We start from the raw sequence: 16,826 nt of genomic DNA, 5'->3' as shown, positions 1-16,826 counted from the left end.
ATATACTTCATACTAAAACCTATTAAATGTTTAATAAAATAGCAACTTAAGACATCTGTTTCAGAAGTGCATCATATGCTTATCTTTTGTGAAATCAACAAGTAGGTACAATTAGTTTCATATTTGTGAGTTGAGTTTTTTAACAATAAACAAATCACTAGACGACTGGTCTATTTTGGTTTACAGTAGCGGCATGAAAATAGAAACCAAAGAGACACGACAGCACATTTTAGATACGGGTTATCAACTGATCGCCGGGCAAGGCTTCTCAAATGTGGGGTTATCACAGATATTAAAACATGCGGATGTGCCTAAAGGCTCGTTTTACCACTATTTCAAATCGAAAGAGCAGTTTGGTGAAGCGTTGATCAATGATTATTTTGATGATTATCAACGTCGAATAGAAGAACGTTTTCAAAGTAATGATGGCAGTGCTTATGACCGATTAATGGGGTATTGGCAGTGCTGGATTGATGTGCACTCAGAGAGCTGCGCTTTGCAAAAGTGTTTGGTTGTGAAGTTAAGTGCCGAGGTGTCCGATCTGTCTGAGCCTATGCGCTTAGCACTGCTTAACGGTGCCACTAAAATTATTGGTGCGATCAGTCGGTGTATTGACGATGGTGTCAAAGAGGGCTCAATAAGCGTTCAAAATGCCGATGAAACGGCAGAGCTGCTTTACAACCTTTGGGTTGGAGCCAGCTTGATGAGCAAGTTGAGAAAAAACAGCGATGGGTTAGACAGAGTCATGTTGTTTACCCAGTTGCAGCTTAAAACGAAATAACAGCTTAAAAAACAATACCCCGCCGTTTGCTGGCGGGGATTTTTTTACGCTCATACTAGACGACTGGTCTATTTTGGGCTAAAACGGATGAGAAACCATAATGACTGAATCACTGAATATGAATCGCCAAATATTACTTGCGTCACGCCCAGTCGGAGCACCGATTGCTGATAACTTTCGACTCAATACCACAGAGAAACCGGTTCCCGCTGATGGCGAAGTGTTGTTGCGTAGTATCTATCTCTCTCTTGACCCTTATATGCGTGGCCGAATGAGTGACGCAAAATCCTACGCTGATCCTGTTGCCATTGATGATGTGATGGTAGGGGCGACGGTTTGCCAAATTGAAGTATCCAATAATCCGAACTTTGCTGTTGGTGATTGGGTGTTGGCTTATACTGGCTGGCAGGATTACGCCGTTTCTGATGGCGAAGGGCTAATGCCATTGGGGGATAAACCACAAAATCCTTCTTACGCACTTGGCATCATGGGTATGCCGGGTTTTACCGCTTATATGGGGCTGCTTGATATTGGTCAACCTAAAGAGGGAGAGACGATTGTTGTCGCTGCTGCCACTGGGCCCGTTGGTGCCACTGTTGGTCAAATTGGTAAGCTAAAAGGGTGTCGTGTGGTTGGCGTTGCTGGTGGACAAGAGAAGTGTGATTACGCTAAGAATGTACTGGGATTTGATGCCTGTATTGATCATAAAGCGGACGATTTTGCCGAGCAGTTAGCCAAAGAATGTACTCAGGGTATCGATGTCTACTTTGAAAACGTAGGTGGCAAAGTGTTTGATGGCGTTTTACCGCTTCTTAATACGGGTGCTCGTATTCCAGTGTGTGGCTTGATTTCGCAATACAACGCCACCTCTTTGCCTGAAGGGCCGGATCGTTTATCAATGCTAATGGGAACCTTGCTGGTAAAACGCATTAAAGTGCAAGGTTTTATTATTTTTGATGACTATGCCCACCGTTATAACGAGTTTGCTCAACAGATGGGTCAGTGGTTAAGTGAAGGGAAAATTCACTACCGTGAGCACCTTGTTGAAGAATTAGAAAGTGCACCAGAGGCTTTTATGGGTCTGCTTGAAGGTAAAAACTTTGGAAAATTAGTGGTTCGTGTCAACAACGAACGATAAGCGTAGGGAATAATATGATCATATTACATCATCTGAACAAGTCACGCTCAAAGCGCATTATCTGGTTACTGGAAGAGCTAGGTGTAGACTACCAGATCATTGGTTATCAAAGAGACAGTGTGACGTTTTTAGCGCCACCTGAACTCAAAGCAATACACCCGTTGGGTAAATCTCCTGTGTTAGAAGACGATGGGATGGTGATCGCTGAATCAGGAGCGATCACTGAGTATCTAATAAATAAATTTGCCGCCGACAAGTTAGCACCGTCAAGGGGAACTAAAGCGTATGTTGAATACTCTCAGTGGATGCATTTTGCTGAAAGTTCTGCCATCTTGCCGTTACTAATGAAAATGTATTTGCAAAAAGATGGCTGCGATACCAATTTTTTATCTGGGTATGTGGATAATGAAATCGGCAAAGTGATCAGCTATTTCAATCAATCACTACAAGATAAAACCTACCTAGTTGGTGAGCAATTAAGTGGTGCTGACATTATGATGTCATTCATTGCTGAGATACTTAAGAATAACGGTAGCTTGAGCCAATTTGAGCATATCGAACGCTACGAACAGCAGTTAAGTACTCATACTGCATTTCTAAAAGCAGATGAATTAGAAGCTGCCAATTAAATTACTGGAGAACATCCATGAACAACTTTACATTCCACAACACCACACGCATTCATTTTGGTGAAGGACAGATTAAAGAGATTACTAACGACATCCCTAAAGATAAAAAAGTGTTGGTGACCTACGGTGGTGGCTCGATAAAAAGTAATGGCGTGTATGACCAAGTGGTGAGTGCACTTAGCGATCATAATTGGGCTGAATTTTCAGGCATTGAGCCAAATCCACAATATGACACCTTAATGAAAGCGGTTGAGAAGATTAAAGCGGAAGGGTTTGATTACCTATTGGCTGTCGGCGGTGGTTCGGTGGTTGATGGTACCAAATTCATTGCGGCAGCTGCCTGTTTCGAAGGAAGCGAACCTTGGGATATCCTGACTAAGCAGGTACCTGTGACTTCTGCAATGCCTCTAGGGTGTGTATTGACACTACCTGCTACAGGTTCGGAAAGTAATGGTGGCGCAGTGATCACTCGTATTAACGATAAACTTGCCTTTGGTTCTCCTTTGGTTCGTCCTGCGTTTGCTGTGCTTGATCCTAAAACCACATTAAGCTTATCTCCTCGTCAAAGCTCAAATGGTGTCGTAGATGCATTTGTCCACGTGATGGAGCAGTACTTAACGTATCCGGTTAATGCCAAAGTGCAAGATCGTTTTGCCGAAGGCCTGCTGCTTAACCTTATTGAAGAAGGGCCGAAAGTGCTATCAACACCTGATGATCTAGCCGTTCGAGCTAATATTATGTGGACAGCAACCCAAGCACTGAATGGGTTAATTGGAGTCGGTGTTCCTCAAGACTGGGCATCGCATATGATTGGTCACGAATTAACAGGTAACTTTGGCGTTGATCATGCTCGTAGCTTGAGTATTGTCCTTCCGGCTGTTATGCACCAGCACCGTAGCGAGAAAGAGGCTAAATTGCTGCAATATGGCGAGCGTATTTTTGGTATTACCGAAGGTTCCACTGAGCAGCGTATCGATGCCGCCATTGCTAAAACCATTGAGTTTTTCAAATTGATGGATGTACCGACAACCTTGACCGATGCCGGGCTTGATAGCGACTCAATTGAAACGCTACTAACTAGCTTAGAAGCACACGGGATGACAGCGCTAGGTGAGCATGGAAAAATTGGAATCGCGCAATCAAGAGCGATTTTAGAAGCTGCACTATAACCTGGTATCAGCAAAATCGAAGCCTTTCTGATTGGAATCAGAAAGGCTTTTTTGTATCCAAAGCTAACTCGAGGTTTTATTACTGATAGGGGCATGAGCCATCAAGTATTTGACCAAGTGAGAGAGTGCGGGTGGTTGATGCACGCGCTGCTTGTAAATCAGATACGCATGGCGCTCAGGGGTAATTAACTCAGGTAAAACCGCTACTACATCTTCAGAAAGAGATTTTTGATGATGTATAGGCACTAAACCAATCCCAACACCGTCATTGATCGCTTCAATCAACATGTTCAAGTCATTAACTACCATTTTAGGTGTTGGTTGGAAATCGTAACCAGTGGTGTGATTGTTCTGCTTAATAAAGTGATATTGACGTTTAGATCGAACTGCAAGCCAATTTTTCTGATAGAGCTGATCCAAGGTAGTAGGCATTCCAAATTGTTCGATATAGCGCTTAGAAGCGAACAGAGCGTCTTGAGACGTCAGAAAAGGTCGAGCAATCAGATCACTGCTCTCTCCTAAGTCGAATCCGATCGATAAATCCCTGTCTGTTGTTGGTAATCGATCTTCAAAGTTCAACTTGATATCAATGGTGACTTTGGGGTGCTCGAGTAGATAGTGAGCAATCAATTTACCGATGAACGATTTGTATAAAGTGTGCGGTAAAGAGAGTCGTATATTGCCTTGCACTTCATTTTTAGCTGACAGTACCTGCTCAAGTTCTATTTCAGTATTGATCAGTTCGTTATTGATTCGAGAAAATAGATCCAAGCCATTCTCCGTCGGAGTTAATTCTCGTCCCTTCCGTTCTAGTAAACGAATACCTAGCCTCTGTTCTAATCCATTCAGTCGTCTAGACATGGTCGAGACTGGCAACTTCATGCCCTCTGAGGCGCGCAGTAATGAACCTGCATCGACCACTCGGCAAAAGAGGTAAAGATCATCTATATTTCCAAATATGGAATTGTCCATTCGATAATTGCCTATATTTTTTACATATGAGAAATAATAACCTAACCCTATTGAATATCAATGAGGTAATAGAGATGAATAGAAAACAATTTTGGATAAGCACCCTGCTAGGGTCGGCTGTTATGTCTTTTTGTATGTCAGGACTGATATCAGCCATCGTGGGAGGGGTGGATCACTTTTCACTGGATAATTGGATGCACAGTTATCTTATTGCATGGCCGATTGCGCTTGCGGTGAGTGCCACCATTATACCTCAAATAAGAAAGTTATCGTTTTGGTTAGCAGCGATCGGAAGTGAAAAATAGAGCGAAATTAACGCTCTATAAAAGTTTTTACCCTTCCATCCAATCCATGTTTGGAAGTTCATCAAGATGAGCTGAGTAGCGTTTTAAATCAAATTCAGCACCATTTTTCATCACATCAAACACTTCAATCGCTAATGCACAGGCCATGCCTTGCAGCGCTTCTTCGCGGGGAGTACCGGTCATCACTAAGCGCATTAGGGTCTCTTTTACTTTTTTAGGCTCGCCATCGGCTATCTGGTTTTCAACGGTTTCAATCAGTGTTTCTTCCGTCATATAGTCGTCTTGTGCTTCTGTCATTTTCTTCTCTCATTAAACATTTTGGGTCACTATGCCACAGCCAGTTATCTTTCACACATTTTTTCAGTTATCGTTCACCGTCAGCTAGATCAGTAAAGGAGTTGCAGTGACTATACCAACAGAGATTCGTTATATTTTGCTCGCGGATGATGCGGATGCACTTAAAGTGGTGAGCCGCTGGTATTACGATGAGTGGGCAGGAAAGATTCCAGGAATCTCCATTAACACGATTAAAGAAAAACTCTCTCAATATGGTAATCGAGATTGCGCCCCACTTTTAGTTGTTGCTGATGATGATGGAGAGTTTGTTGCCGCTGCTGAGTTAAAAGTTCGAGAGATGTCGATCTATCCCGATAGAGAGTTTTGGATTGGAGGGGTGTACGTTACGGAGTCCCATAGAGGGTATGGATTGGCGACACGTATGGTGCAAGAGGTGATTCGCCGTGCTAAAGAGATCGGCATTGAGACATTGCACTTACAGACAGAACAGTTAGATGGCGGGCTCTATACTCGAATCGGTTTTACTCCTATCGAACAGGTAGAGTATGGTGGCCATCAGGTGGTGGTTATGGAATATAGATTGACACCACAACGAATGAATTCAATTGCATAATTATGTGGTTGATATGAGTATTGATATAAATCGATAGTGCTTTACCACCTATGGTGTAAGAGATCTCGCACATAGGCAGTAAGAGATGGCTCTGTTTGAAAATAATATCTCTCATTAAATCTCGTTAACTAATTGTTTTTATAGGAGTTTAGTTCGCACTATGTTTTATATCAATAAATGGTCATTAAAAATGTGATCTTTGTTCATTGATGATTTATGACAATCAAGTAATCTTATTGGTGTCGGAAGGATACTGACTAGGAATAGGAACCTAAACCAAGGATTTGGTAAGTCTTAGGATGAGACTACGGTAATTTAGGATGAATTATCGACACGGATAGAAAAAGGACATTGAACGGAATCGATAGTAACTAGGATGGTTGCTAACAAGGAAGACGATGGACTCCTCTAGGATAGAGGGTAGGAAAGAACTTCAGGATGAAGTAAAGGACACCACTTAAGGAATTAGTGAGAGAATTAATACTGGATGTATTAATGGGTCATGGATAAGGCCAAGGACACCGCTAGGAAAGCGATGTAAAGGAATAAGCTTAGGATAAGCATGCTATCAAGGATTTGATGCAGGGAGCACTTTAGTAGCTGGATTGCTGCAAGTAAGACTTTAGGCCCGTTATGCGCAAGCATATCGGGCCTTCTCTTTGGGTTTAGAAATCTCACTCTATTTCACCTACCACAACTCTTTTTCTTATAAATCAAATCACTTCACCTCGTTTTTTCAAATTTATGGTATAAAATAAAATGACATTGATAAAAATCATCATGTTGTTGTCCAAACAAGTTCGACAGTTCTGGAGTATTTTAATGAAAAAATGGCCTTCTCTTATCACTCTTTTATTATTAGTAAGCGTTAATGTACATGCCAATAGTAATGAAAGCAGTCAGGGTCCTCATACAGTTGAAAACGTAGAGAGTAAATCGAAGGTGCTCATTAGCGAAGATGGGAAACTGATTTTTGGAGAGGAAGAGTGGGTTTACTTTCCGAAAGTAAAGGCTTCATTTAAAGCGAGAGTTGACACTGGCGCTACCACATCATCTATTAGTGCGATTGATATTGAATCCTATAAGAAAGATGGAAAAAGTTGGGTTAAATTCAAATTACCTGATGCAGATAATGCCGTTGATGATTTTGATTTACCGGTTAAACGCTGGGTTGATATTCGTCAATCGTCATCAGATAAATTACACCGACGTGCGGTGGTTGAGCTTGATGTTCAAATTGGTAGCCACAAAAGTACGGCCGAATTTACTTTAGCAGATAGAGAACACCTTACTTTTAGTGTCTTATTAGGGCGAAAATACTTTAGTAACGTGGCCATTGTTGATGTTGGAAAACAGTACGTTCAGCCAAAAGTTAAAAAGTAAATTTTATTGAGAGTGGGCAGTGATCTGAGAGTCGATATTGGGCAAGGTCACTGCCACTAAACAGCGTCTGTTTGAAAGACCCTCCAGTTACATATTTGACTAAACCTTTACTGATTAAGATATGATCAATAAAGGTTTTATACTGCTTAAAATACCAACGGTTGTTATTACTTTTGATATGAGCGGAGCGGCACTGGCTAACCTGACCAACCCCCACTTTAACCACATTATGATCCATTCTCTGCCAGAACCAATCGTTCTCATTGATCAATTGACGATTGAAATCGCCTAGAATAATGAACGGACTCTGCGATTTATTGCGCTCAACTATCCATTGATTGATGACCGAAGCTTGTTGGGATAGCCGTTTACAGCTCACTCCTGTCACCGCCTTTTTCGAGTGACATCCACTTTTTAAATGTACGACTAACACTCTAACTGGCGGCCGCTCTTCAAACAACAGCGTGATGTCCACCCCATATCGTAACGCGTGATTGCGAGTGACATCCAGAGCGAATAGATCGGGGTTACGCATATAGTTAACCTCTTTTCTGATCGCAAAGCCGACATACTGCCTCCAATCGGTATCAACATGACCAATAATTGATCGTGAAGAGAGTTCGATATGATAAAGCTCAGGATCAAACACGAGGTGAGCAGACTCTAGATTGGCCACCTCTTGAAAGGCAATAAGGTCAGAGTTAATCGTTGTCACAATGTTATTAAGTGCAGAGTAGTCAGAAGGGGTTCGTCTTGCTTCTTGTCGAGAAGATTGGTTATCTAACCACTGCATATTCCACGTGCTGATAGTCAGTGCATTGGATTGTGACATACTGAAAAAGGAAATAAAAAGAGACCAGACCATTAAGATCATTTGGCTTAATCTCTTTATTAATAAAGGTTTCACTTTTTAGCCTGCCTACACTTGGGTAGATGCTCTGAGGATCATACGCTCATACCATTCAAACAGATGCGGCTGGCTCGCCGTAACCTCTATATCAAGATGCTTCATAAAGCTACATAGTACATAGGCAGTAATATCCGCAATTGAAAAGTGTTCGCCGGCAACGTAAGGGTTGAGATCAAGTTGTTTATCTAGCGTTGGTAAAAACTCAATCAGTCGACGCTTTGACTCCTCCCCCCAACTTTCTACACATCTTTCTCTGTCTTTATAGATACCAGTTAGATTACGAAATGCTTGCAAGGCGGGTACATATCCTTGTAACTCAACAATTCGATTCCACATCTCTATGTGTGCTTTTTCATAAGGTGTGTTACCAAACATAGAGTGTTTTGAGGGGTTTAGCTCGTCAAAATAACGACAGATAGCAACTGACTCACAAATAGAGGTACCATCGTCAAGCTCTAAAACAGGGATACGTCCATTCGGACTTAGTGCTTTAAAGGCATCAGTAAGGTTCTCACCGCCACGAGTATTTACGTGTACTCGTTCAACTTCAATGCCTTTTTCGGCAAGAAAAATAGTCACACGTCTTGCATTTGGAGCTGGACCAAACTCATGAATTTTCATAATTTATCCTTAGTTAAAACGATTACATATTATTAGCACAAATCAAAGCGTAGTAACAATTCGTTATCATTGAAGTTGACTATAAACATGTATTTAAATTACCACTTAATGGTTAGCTAGGTACTGCGGGGGTTATAGAGTGATCACATAATTACTAACATTCTGTAACAAATTCTCAATTTATTGATGATGGTCAATTGTTAAGGTGAAGAACACACATAGGCTACATCTCTAAAGTGGGTTTCCGTTATAGGGCATGGAGCTATTAATGATTTTTTTCCGAGTAAAAGCAGTAATCATTCAGTTGAGTATTACCCTGTTACTTTTGTGTTCCTCTTTTTCTGCAAGCGCTCTGTTCGTTAGCCCACCTAAAGATCCTATTCCGTTGATTCACCAAGTTTTCCCAGATCTCACACAACTTTCTGAAAAGCAGGGTGAACCGCTGTTATGGACCGTCTATAAAGATGAAGAGATTTTGGGGTACGCTTTTGAAACCAACGATATAGCAAAGATTCCTGCCTACTCGGGTGAACCCGTTAACATGCTAGTCGCCATTGACCCTGAAGGTGTATATCTCGCATCAAAAGTGCTTGAACACCATGAGCCGATTATCCTTGCTGGTATTCCTGAGCAGAAACTGTGGGACTTTACCGATCAATATGAAGGGCTGCTAGTAAAAGATAGAATCAAAGTGGGAGGGAAAGTCAGTGAAGGCTATGTGCCTGTTGATGGGCTCTCTGGCGCGACAGTGACCGTGATGGTGATGAATGTCGGAATCACGAAGTCGGCAACAAAAGCAGCTCAGTCACTCGGAATCATCGAAAAAAAATCAAACATCATTCAACCGATCTCCACCATAAAAGAACAATTTGAGAAAAAAAATTGGACAGAATTAACCGGTGATGGTTCGATCAGAAAACTCTACTTAACCAATGAAGCGGTGCAAGAAGCGTTTATTGGCACGGAAGCAGAACTTGTTGATAACGTGCCTGAAAGTGAAAACAAAGAACGATTTACTGAGCTCTATTATGCGGTGGCTGATATCCCCACCATAGGTAAAAACCTGTTTGGAGAATCCGATTACCGCTGGTTAGCTGGCGACCTAAAGCCGGGAGAGCACATTATAGCGGTGTTTGGTAATGGGTACTCGTTTAAAGGATCGGGTTATGTACGAGGTGGTATTTTTGATCGAATTCAGATTCATCAAAAGGATAATGAGGTCTCTTTTCGAGATCTCGACCATGAACGTGTGACCGATATTTTCATTGAAGGGGCTCCAAAGTTCAAAGAGATGTCGGTGTTTAAAGTGCGTGCTCATCATGAGTTCGATCCTGGCGCCAGCTGGCAAATTGAACTGTTAGTCCGAAGACAAACGGGACCAATTGATAGTCTGTTTACCAGTTTCAAAGGCGGGTATGACATGCTAGATAAGTATGTTGATACGCCTCCTGCGATTATTCCACCTCCAGAATTAACCTTAACCGAACAAGTGTGGCAAGAACACCATATTGAAGTGGTGGTATTGATCGGCCTTATCATTGTGCTACTGCTGATTCTATTCTTCCAAGATGTATTAGTGCGCCACCCAAGCTTCATGCATAACTTGAGACACGGTTTTCTCGCCGTGACAGTGGTCTTTATCGGTTGGTCATGGGGCGGTCAGCTCTCTGTAGTGAATGTATTTACCTTCTTACAAGCCTTAATGAAAGATTTTTCATGGGATCTCTTCTTGCTTGATCCTATCATTTTCATTTTATGGTGTGCGGCAGCAGTAACTGTTTTGCTGTGGGGACGAGCGGTCTACTGTGGTTGGTTGTGCCCGTTTGGCGCGCTGCAAGAGTTACTGAATCAGTTTGCCCGTTATATCAAGATTCCTCAGGTAGAGCTTCCTTGGGCAGTACACGAACGTTTATGGGCAATTAAGTACCTTATTCTATTAGCACTGTTTGGTATTTCGTTAGATTCGCTAGCTATGGCGGAGCAATTTGCAGAAATTGAACCCTTTAAAACCACCTTTTTGTTGAAGTTTGATCGTGAGTGGCCGTTCATCGCGTGGGCGGTGTTGTTGCTGACCGTGAATCTATTTAATCGTAAAACATTCTGCCGCTATTTATGCCCACTGGGCGCGGCGCTATCGGTGTCAAACAGCGTGCGTCTGTTTGATTGGTTAAAGCGCCGTCCTGAGTGTGGTTCGCCATGCAAAACATGTGCGAAAGAGTGCGAAATACAGGCGATTCAGCCAGATGGTGTGATTAATATGCGCGAATGTCACTACTGTCTAGATTGCCAGATTACTTATTACAACGATGAAAAATGTCCACCACTGAAAAAACTAGCTCGTAAGAAGCGCAAGTTAAGTGAGTCGGATATTCCTGTAACCGAAATTTAAACGCAAAGAAACAGAAGTAGACGTGGACGTTATACAGTCTAAAAACATAATAATGGAGAATCACCATGAGTGATGACAAAACTGATCTAACACAAGATGACACACTACCCAATGTAGAGCGCCGTAAATTTTTTGGTAAAACCGCCGCTATTGGTGTTGGTGTTGCCGCAGCCCCTATGACGGCAGCTATGTTTGCTTCAATGGCAAAAGCTCAAGCATCAGAAGTAAAAAACAGCCCTGTGGTGCACCCTGGTGAGCTTGATGAGTATTATGGCTTTTGGAGTGGTGGTCACTCAGGGGAAGTTCGTATTATGGGTTTACCTTCAATGCGTGAGCTTATGCGTATTCCTGTGTTTAATACCGACAGTGCAACAGGTTGGGGATTAACCGATGAGAGTAAGCGTATTAAAGGCGACAGCGCCGATATTTTAACGGGAGACTCACATCACCCGCACATGAGTATGCAAGACGGCCATTACGATGGTAAATACGTTTTCATTAATGATAAGGCAAACAGTCGTGTGGCTCGAATTCGTTGCGATGTCATGAAAACCGATAAAATGCTGACGGTTCCAAACGTACAAGCTATCCATGGAATGCGTGTGCAAAAAGTGCCATACACCAAGTATGTTATCTGTAACAGTGAATTTGAAATCCCAATGGATAACAACGGTAAATCGACGTTAGAAGATGTCAGCACTTATCGCTCACTGTTTAACGTGATTGATGCCGAATTAATGACGGTCGCTTTCCAAGTGATGGTCGACGGAAACTTAGATAACACGGATGCAGATTATGACGGTAAGTACTTTGCGTCGACCTGTTATAACTCTGAAATGGGTATGAACCTTAATGACATGATCACTGCAGAGCGTGACCATGTTGTTGTATTTAATTTAGCGCGTTGTGAAGCGGCGTTAAAAGCGGGCAAATTTAAGAACTACAACGGTAACGATGTACCAGTATTAGATGGTCGTAAAGGATCTGAACTGACGCGTTATATCCCAGTACCAAAATCACCTCATGGCTTGAATACTTCTTCTGACGGCAAATACTTTGTAGCTAACGGTAAGTTATCACCAACCGTATCGGTGATTGCCATTGAGAAATTAGACTCTCTATTTGATGACAAAATCAAAGCGCGTGAGACCATCGTGGCTGAGCCTGAGTTAGGTTTAGGGCCTCTACATACTGCGTTTGATAACAAAGGTAACGCGTATACGACTCTGTTCCTCGATAGCCAAATTGCGAAATGGAACGTAGAAGATGCCATCAAAGCGCATAATGGCGAGAAGGTAAACTACCTACGTCAGAAACTGGATGTGCATTACCAACCGGGGCACAACCACACTTCTCAAGGTGAAACTCGTGATGCTGACGGTAAATGGTTAGTATCGTTATGTAAGTTTTCTAAAGATCGATTCTTACCGGTTGGTCCACTGCGTCCAGAAAATGATCAGTTAATTGATATCTCAGGCGATGAGATGAAACTGGTACATGATGGTCCAACATTCGCCGAACCGCATGACTGTATGATTGTGCACCGTAGTAAGTTGAAGCCGAAAAAAGTATGGACTCGAGATGATCCTATTTTTGCTGAAACGGTCGCCATGGCAGAGAAAGACGGCGTTAACTTAATGGGTGAAAACAAAGTCATCCGTGAAGGTAACAAAGTTCGTGTTTATATGACATCTGTTGCTCCTACCTTTGGTATGAATGAGTTTAAAGTGAAGCTGGGTGATGTCGTCACCGTGGTCGTCACCAACTTGGACATGGTTGAAGATGTGACGCACGGTTTCTGTATGACCAACCATGGCGTACAGATGGAGATTGGTCCTCAAGCGACGGCCTCCATCACCTTCGTGGCCAACAAGCCTGGTGTACAGTGGTATTACTGTAACTGGTTCTGTCATGCGCTTCATATGGAGATGCGTGGACGTATGTTAGTCGAAGCGTAATGTTTCACTTTCATTGATTAGAGCCCCCCATCTTTATCATAAAGATGGGGGGATTCTATCTTTATCAAAAGAGTAATCTGATTGAACATATTCTCTAGACACTGTACTAACGTTTTTTCAGTCATTATTGGCTTGTTTCATGCGACGGCGTTTGCCGCGGTGATTGAAGTAACTAGCAGCGACGATCTGCAATTAAAACTGGATTTAGCAAAAAATGGTGACGTGGTACTGCTCGCTGATGGCCGCTATCAAGGTAATTTTATCGTGACTAACAGTATCGCTATTGAGGCTAAATTTGGCGAACAGGCAAAAGTGATTCTTGACGCGGGAGGAAAGGGGAACAACCTGACTTTGCTGGCATCAAATTCTACCATTAAACACCTGAAATTTATCAATTGGGGCGATGACCTCACTGAACAAAACTCCGCTATTTATGGTGAAAAAAATCTAACCAACTTAGTGATCAGTGATAATCAATTTGAAGGTGATGGGTTTGGTATTTGGATTCAAAAAACCAAACAGGTCATGATTACCAATAATGTCATAAAGGGCAATCCAAGCTTACGTTCAGCCGATCGTGGCAATGGCATTCAACTGTCGAATGTACAAAATGTGGAAGTGATTGGGAACGAGGTGAGCTATACCCGTGATGGTCTTTATATCATAGGCAGTCAGCAAAATGTCTTAAGAGGAAACACCATGCATCACCTTCGCTATGGGGTACATTACATGTATTCCCATAGTAATAAAGTCATTGATAATCTCGCTTACCAAACTCGAGCGGGTTACGCTTTAATGAGCTCAAAGCAACTAACCGTTGAAGGTAATGTGAGCAGAGACAGCGAAGATTACGGCATGTTGATGAACTTTATCACCTCATCAACGATCAGCAATAACATCATTAATAATGTCTGGACCAAGCCTGAAAATAAGGTGCTTGGTCGAGAGGGAAAAGGGTTGTTTGTTTATAACTCAGCCTACAATACCATCAGTTACAACCTCATCGATACCGCTGAAATTGGCATTCATTTAACAGCGGGCTCAGAGAATACTAAGGTGTATGGCAACAATTTTATTAACAATCCCGTACAGGTTAAATATGTCTCTAACCGAGAGCAAGAGTGGAGCCAAGATGGCGTTGGAAATTACTGGAGCAACTATTTGGGTTGGGATTTGAATAACGATGGCGCTGGAGATACCCCTTTTGAACCCAATGATGGTATTGATAAATTAGTGTGGGAGTACCCTGAAGCCAAAGTCCTACTCGATAGTCCATCTGTGTTAGTGCTGCGTTGGGTACAAAAGCAGTTTCCAATACTCAAACCTGCCGGGGTGAAAGACAGTTATCCGCAGATGTCTCCCGTTACCGCCCCTTCGCTTGCGAACAATTAAAGAGAGAAAAGAATGAGTGAATCAATTGTTACGCTACAACAGGTGAACAAAGAGTATCAGAACCTAGGTGCGTTAAAAAACATGAACCTTACCCTTGGTGCTGGTGAGGTGTTAGGCCTATTTGGTCACAATGGTGCGGGAAAAACCACCATGATGAAGCTGATTTTAGGTGTGATCAAAGCCTCTTCAGGTGTGGTGTCTGTATTTGGTGTTGATCCGCAAGACAAACAAGCGTGGCATAGCCGTCAAAAGGTCGGTTATCTGCCAGAGAATGTGAGCTTTTATGATCAGTTAACTGGCGTTGAAATATTAACCTTTTTTGCTCGTTTAAAATCGGTTGATCTTAAGCAGGTCAAAGTACTGCTTAGTCAGGTAGGGTTAAGTGATGCAATGAATCGGCAAGTAAAAACCTATTCGAAAGGGATGAGGCAGCGCCTTGGTTTAGCTCAAGCATTTTTAGGTGATCCTAAATTACTGTTACTCGATGAACCAACGGTTGGGCTCGATCCGAGTGCGACCCAAGAGTTTTATACCAGTGTCGATCAGCTGAAAAGCCAAGGGGCGAGTGTCATTCTCTGCTCTCATGTTCTCCCCGGTGTGGAGCAACATATAGATCGAGCGAAAATTCTTTCCAACGGAGAGTCTGTGGCCGAGGGCACGTTGGCAGAGTTAAGAAGCATGGCGCAACTGCCAGTCTCCATTCAAACATCCGGTATCAATGGTGCATTACAACAGAATCAAAAATTGGTTGGTTTCATGGTCAGCAGTGATCGACTTTTGGTTCCTGAAACAGAGAAGGTCAATATCATCCGTGAGTTAATGAATTACGACACCCTCAATGATCTGAGTATTGAACAGGCGAACTTAGAACAGATATATCAGTACTTTTTACAGGAGAAATCATCATGAATCCGATCTTCGCCGTCGCATTAAAAGAGTTTCAGGATGGTCTGCGTAATCGTTGGCTAGTCTCCATAACAGTGATTTTTGCTCTATTTTCCATTGGATTGAGTTATTACGGCTCTGCAGCTTCTGGTCAGATAGGCACCACATCACTGTCAACGATGATCGCAAGTCTGTCGAGTTTATCGGTATTTATTATTCCTTTAATTGCCCTACTGCTCTGTTACGACAGCTTTGTCGGTGAGCAAGAGTCAGGCACTTTGCTGCTGCTGTTGACCTATCCAATCAGTCACAATCAATTGATGTTGGGCAAGTTCATTGGACAAGGCGGTATTATCTCACTCGCGACACTGTTTGGTTTTGGCAGTGCAGCCTTACTGTTAGGGGTTAACGGCAGTTTTGCTGAAGTATTGCCGGCCTTTGGGTTGTTTATTCTGACCTCAGTACTTCTAGGTTTGAGCTTTGTGGCGCTGGCGTTTGTGATCAGTGTGTCGGTCTCTGAGAAATCAAAAGCGGCAGGCATCTCTTTGATCATCTGGTTATTTTTTGTCTTGGTTTTTGATCTAGTGTTGTTGGCGGTATTGGTTGGCATTGAAGAGGGGGTGACACAGCACGGCTTGGTTCAGCTCATGATGCTTAATCCTGCGGATCTTTTTCGTTTGATTAACCTCGCAGCATTAGATACAGGTGATGTGAATGGTGTATTAGCCGTAGCCATTAACAGTAACCAATCTCCTCTCAGTCTATTATTGATGATGCTTGGTTGGGTGGTTGCGCCCCTCGGGATCGCGATGGCTATTTTCAATCGTAAAAGTGTTTAACCCCATCTAACCGAGCATAAAAGTAGGATCTGTTGATGAGCCAATTATTAAGAAAAAAGTGCGTGAACCAAATTGTATTTATCTTGGTTTGCGCCAGTTTTATTGCGGGTTGTTCAGAACAAAACGATCAGCAACAAATGTTGAAACAAGCCGTTGCCATAGAGGCGGCTGATGAGTGTCACCTATGCGGAATGTTGATCGTCAACTTCCCTGGTCCTAAAGGTGAAATTGCGCAGAAAAACTCCGAACGTATAGAGAAGTTCTGTTCAACACGCGATCTATTCAGTTATGTTTTACAACCGGAAAACAGGCGACAGATAACGCAGATATTCGTCCATGACATGAGCAAAAGCCCATGGGGTTCACCCAATGACGAGCACTTTGTCGACGCCAAAACAGCGTGGTATGTGATCGGTTCTGATAAGAAAGGGGCGATGGGGGAAACATTAGCAAGCTTTAGTCAGAAGTCCGATGCTGAGGCATTCAGTGTTGAATTTGGTGGCAAGGTGATTGGATTTGACGAGATCACGCTAGAGACATTGTAG

Annotated in this window: 17 protein-coding genes; 13 read left to right on the top strand and 4 right to left on the bottom strand. The window is 42.6% G+C overall.

The window, feature by feature from the left end; all coding sequences use genetic code 11:
• The first annotated feature begins 193 nt into the window (after window positions 1-193).
• From L4C32_RS07890 to L4C32_RS07875, 4 genes are all read left to right on the top strand, one after another.
• A complete protein-coding gene (locus tag L4C32_RS07890; RefSeq protein WP_428196322.1) occupies window positions 194-781 on the top strand; it encodes a TetR/AcrR family transcriptional regulator in 588 nt (195 codons plus the stop codon).
• Between the two features lie 100 nt (window positions 782-881).
• The gene (locus L4C32_RS07885) at window positions 882-1,919 is read left to right on the top strand and encodes an NADP-dependent oxidoreductase (RefSeq protein ID WP_428196321.1); all 1,038 of its coding nucleotides are present in this window, start codon (window positions 882-884) and stop codon (window positions 1,917-1,919) included.
• Between the two features lie 14 nt (window positions 1,920-1,933).
• Window positions 1,934-2,548 carry a glutathione S-transferase family protein gene (locus L4C32_RS07880; RefSeq protein WP_428196320.1) on the top strand — a complete coding sequence of 205 codons (615 nt, stop codon included), beginning with the start codon at window positions 1,934-1,936 and terminating at the stop codon, window positions 2,546-2,548.
• Between the two features lie 17 nt (window positions 2,549-2,565).
• Window positions 2,566-3,717 carry an iron-containing alcohol dehydrogenase gene (locus L4C32_RS07875; RefSeq protein WP_428196319.1) on the top strand — a complete coding sequence of 384 codons (1,152 nt, stop codon included), beginning with the start codon at window positions 2,566-2,568 and terminating at the stop codon, window positions 3,715-3,717.
• Between the two features lie 63 nt (window positions 3,718-3,780).
• Here the strand turns inward: L4C32_RS07875 and L4C32_RS07870 are convergent, their stop codons facing one another.
• Window positions 3,781-4,689: a LysR family transcriptional regulator gene (locus L4C32_RS07870; protein WP_428196318.1), complete on the bottom strand. Its 909-nt coding sequence runs from the start codon at window positions 4,687-4,689 to the stop codon at window positions 3,781-3,783.
• Between the two features lie 74 nt (window positions 4,690-4,763).
• On the opposite strand from L4C32_RS07870, the gene L4C32_RS07865 reads away from it, so the two are divergent.
• Entirely contained in the window at window positions 4,764-4,994 is a 231-nt protein-coding gene (locus L4C32_RS07865) for a DUF2798 domain-containing protein (protein WP_428196317.1), read from the top strand.
• Window positions 4,995-5,021: 27 nt separating this feature from the next.
• On the opposite strand, the gene L4C32_RS07860 is transcribed toward L4C32_RS07865, so the two are convergent.
• Window positions 5,022-5,291: a hypothetical protein gene (locus L4C32_RS07860; RefSeq protein ID WP_428196316.1), complete on the bottom strand. Its 270-nt coding sequence runs from the start codon at window positions 5,289-5,291 to the stop codon at window positions 5,022-5,024.
• Window positions 5,292-5,397: 106 nt separating this feature from the next.
• Between L4C32_RS07860 and L4C32_RS07855 the strand changes: the two genes are divergently transcribed.
• A complete protein-coding gene (locus tag L4C32_RS07855) occupies window positions 5,398-5,904 on the top strand; it encodes a GNAT family N-acetyltransferase (RefSeq protein ID WP_428196315.1) in 507 nt (168 codons plus the stop codon).
• Between the two features lie 822 nt (window positions 5,905-6,726).
• On the top strand, window positions 6,727-7,287 hold the full coding sequence (locus L4C32_RS07850) for an ATP-dependent zinc protease family protein (RefSeq protein WP_428196314.1): 561 nt from the start codon (window positions 6,727-6,729) through the stop codon (window positions 7,285-7,287).
• Here L4C32_RS07850 and L4C32_RS07845 read toward each other — a convergent pair.
• Both L4C32_RS07845 and L4C32_RS07840 read right to left on the bottom strand, forming a co-directional pair.
• The gene (locus L4C32_RS07845; protein ID WP_428196313.1) at window positions 7,277-8,152 is read right to left on the bottom strand and encodes an endonuclease/exonuclease/phosphatase family protein; all 876 of its coding nucleotides are present in this window, start codon (window positions 8,150-8,152) and stop codon (window positions 7,277-7,279) included. The genes L4C32_RS07850 and L4C32_RS07845 overlap by 11 nt on opposite strands.
• Before the next feature lie 54 nt (window positions 8,153-8,206).
• A complete protein-coding gene (locus tag L4C32_RS07840; RefSeq protein ID WP_428196312.1) occupies window positions 8,207-8,818 on the bottom strand; it encodes a glutathione S-transferase in 612 nt (203 codons plus the stop codon).
• Between the two features lie 268 nt (window positions 8,819-9,086).
• Between L4C32_RS07840 and nosR the strand changes: the two genes are divergently transcribed.
• The 6 genes from nosR to L4C32_RS07810 all read left to right on the top strand — a co-directional run bounded on the left by nosR (window position 9,087) and on the right by L4C32_RS07810 (window position 16,826).
• On the top strand, window positions 9,087-11,207 hold the full coding sequence (nosR, locus tag L4C32_RS07835) for a transcriptional regulator NosR (RefSeq protein WP_428196311.1): 2,121 nt from the start codon (window positions 9,087-9,089) through the stop codon (window positions 11,205-11,207).
• Between the two features lie 65 nt (window positions 11,208-11,272).
• The gene (gene nosZ / locus L4C32_RS07830) at window positions 11,273-13,165 is read left to right on the top strand and encodes a TAT-dependent nitrous-oxide reductase (RefSeq protein WP_428196310.1); all 1,893 of its coding nucleotides are present in this window, start codon (window positions 11,273-11,275) and stop codon (window positions 13,163-13,165) included.
• Between the two features lie 81 nt (window positions 13,166-13,246).
• Window positions 13,247-14,557 (top strand): nitrous oxide reductase family maturation protein NosD, encoded by a 1,311-nt coding sequence (locus L4C32_RS07825; protein WP_428196309.1) that lies wholly within the window; start codon window positions 13,247-13,249, stop codon window positions 14,555-14,557.
• Between the two features lie 12 nt (window positions 14,558-14,569).
• Window positions 14,570-15,466 (top strand): ABC transporter ATP-binding protein, encoded by an 897-nt coding sequence (locus L4C32_RS07820; protein ID WP_428196308.1) that lies wholly within the window; start codon window positions 14,570-14,572, stop codon window positions 15,464-15,466.
• The gene (locus L4C32_RS07815; RefSeq protein WP_428196307.1) at window positions 15,463-16,281 is read left to right on the top strand and encodes an ABC transporter permease; all 819 of its coding nucleotides are present in this window, start codon (window positions 15,463-15,465) and stop codon (window positions 16,279-16,281) included. The genes L4C32_RS07820 and L4C32_RS07815 overlap by 4 nt, the downstream gene beginning before the upstream one ends.
• Before the next feature lie 35 nt (window positions 16,282-16,316).
• Entirely contained in the window at window positions 16,317-16,826 is a 510-nt protein-coding gene (locus L4C32_RS07810) for a nitrous oxide reductase accessory protein NosL (protein ID WP_428196306.1), read from the top strand.

Origin of the sequence: Aliivibrio kagoshimensis (genome assembly GCF_050337105.1) — a bacterium.
Classification (GTDB): Bacteria; Pseudomonadota; Gammaproteobacteria; order Enterobacterales; family Vibrionaceae; genus Aliivibrio_A; species Aliivibrio_A kagoshimensis.
This window is presented reverse-complemented; position numbering and strand designations above follow the sequence as displayed.

Coding starts and splice junctions, on each gene's coding strand:
- L4C32_RS07890 (WP_428196322.1), top strand. CDS start 194: ATGAAAATAGAAACCAAAGAGACACGACAGCACATTTTAGATACGGGT.
- L4C32_RS07885 (WP_428196321.1), top strand. CDS start 882: ATGACTGAATCACTGAATATGAATCGCCAAATATTACTTGCGTCACGC.
- L4C32_RS07880 (WP_428196320.1), top strand. CDS start 1,934: ATGATCATATTACATCATCTGAACAAGTCACGCTCAAAGCGCATTATC.
- L4C32_RS07875 (WP_428196319.1), top strand. CDS start 2,566: ATGAACAACTTTACATTCCACAACACCACACGCATTCATTTTGGTGAA.
- L4C32_RS07870 (WP_428196318.1), bottom strand. CDS start 4,689: ATGGACAATTCCATATTTGGAAATATAGATGATCTTTACCTCTTTTGC.
- L4C32_RS07865 (WP_428196317.1), top strand. CDS start 4,764: ATGAATAGAAAACAATTTTGGATAAGCACCCTGCTAGGGTCGGCTGTT.
- L4C32_RS07860 (WP_428196316.1), bottom strand. CDS start 5,291: ATGACAGAAGCACAAGACGACTATATGACGGAAGAAACACTGATTGAA.
- L4C32_RS07850 (WP_428196314.1), top strand. CDS start 6,727: ATGAAAAAATGGCCTTCTCTTATCACTCTTTTATTATTAGTAAGCGTT.
- L4C32_RS07845 (WP_428196313.1), bottom strand. CDS start 8,152: ATGGTCTGGTCTCTTTTTATTTCCTTTTTCAGTATGTCACAATCCAAT.
- L4C32_RS07840 (WP_428196312.1), bottom strand. CDS start 8,818: ATGAAAATTCATGAGTTTGGTCCAGCTCCAAATGCAAGACGTGTGACT.
- nosR (WP_428196311.1), top strand. CDS start 9,087: ATGATTTTTTTCCGAGTAAAAGCAGTAATCATTCAGTTGAGTATTACC.
- nosZ (WP_428196310.1), top strand. CDS start 11,273: ATGAGTGATGACAAAACTGATCTAACACAAGATGACACACTACCCAAT.
- L4C32_RS07820 (WP_428196308.1), top strand. CDS start 14,570: ATGAGTGAATCAATTGTTACGCTACAACAGGTGAACAAAGAGTATCAG.
- L4C32_RS07815 (WP_428196307.1), top strand. CDS start 15,463: ATGAATCCGATCTTCGCCGTCGCATTAAAAGAGTTTCAGGATGGTCTG.
- L4C32_RS07810 (WP_428196306.1), top strand. CDS start 16,317: ATGAGCCAATTATTAAGAAAAAAGTGCGTGAACCAAATTGTATTTATC.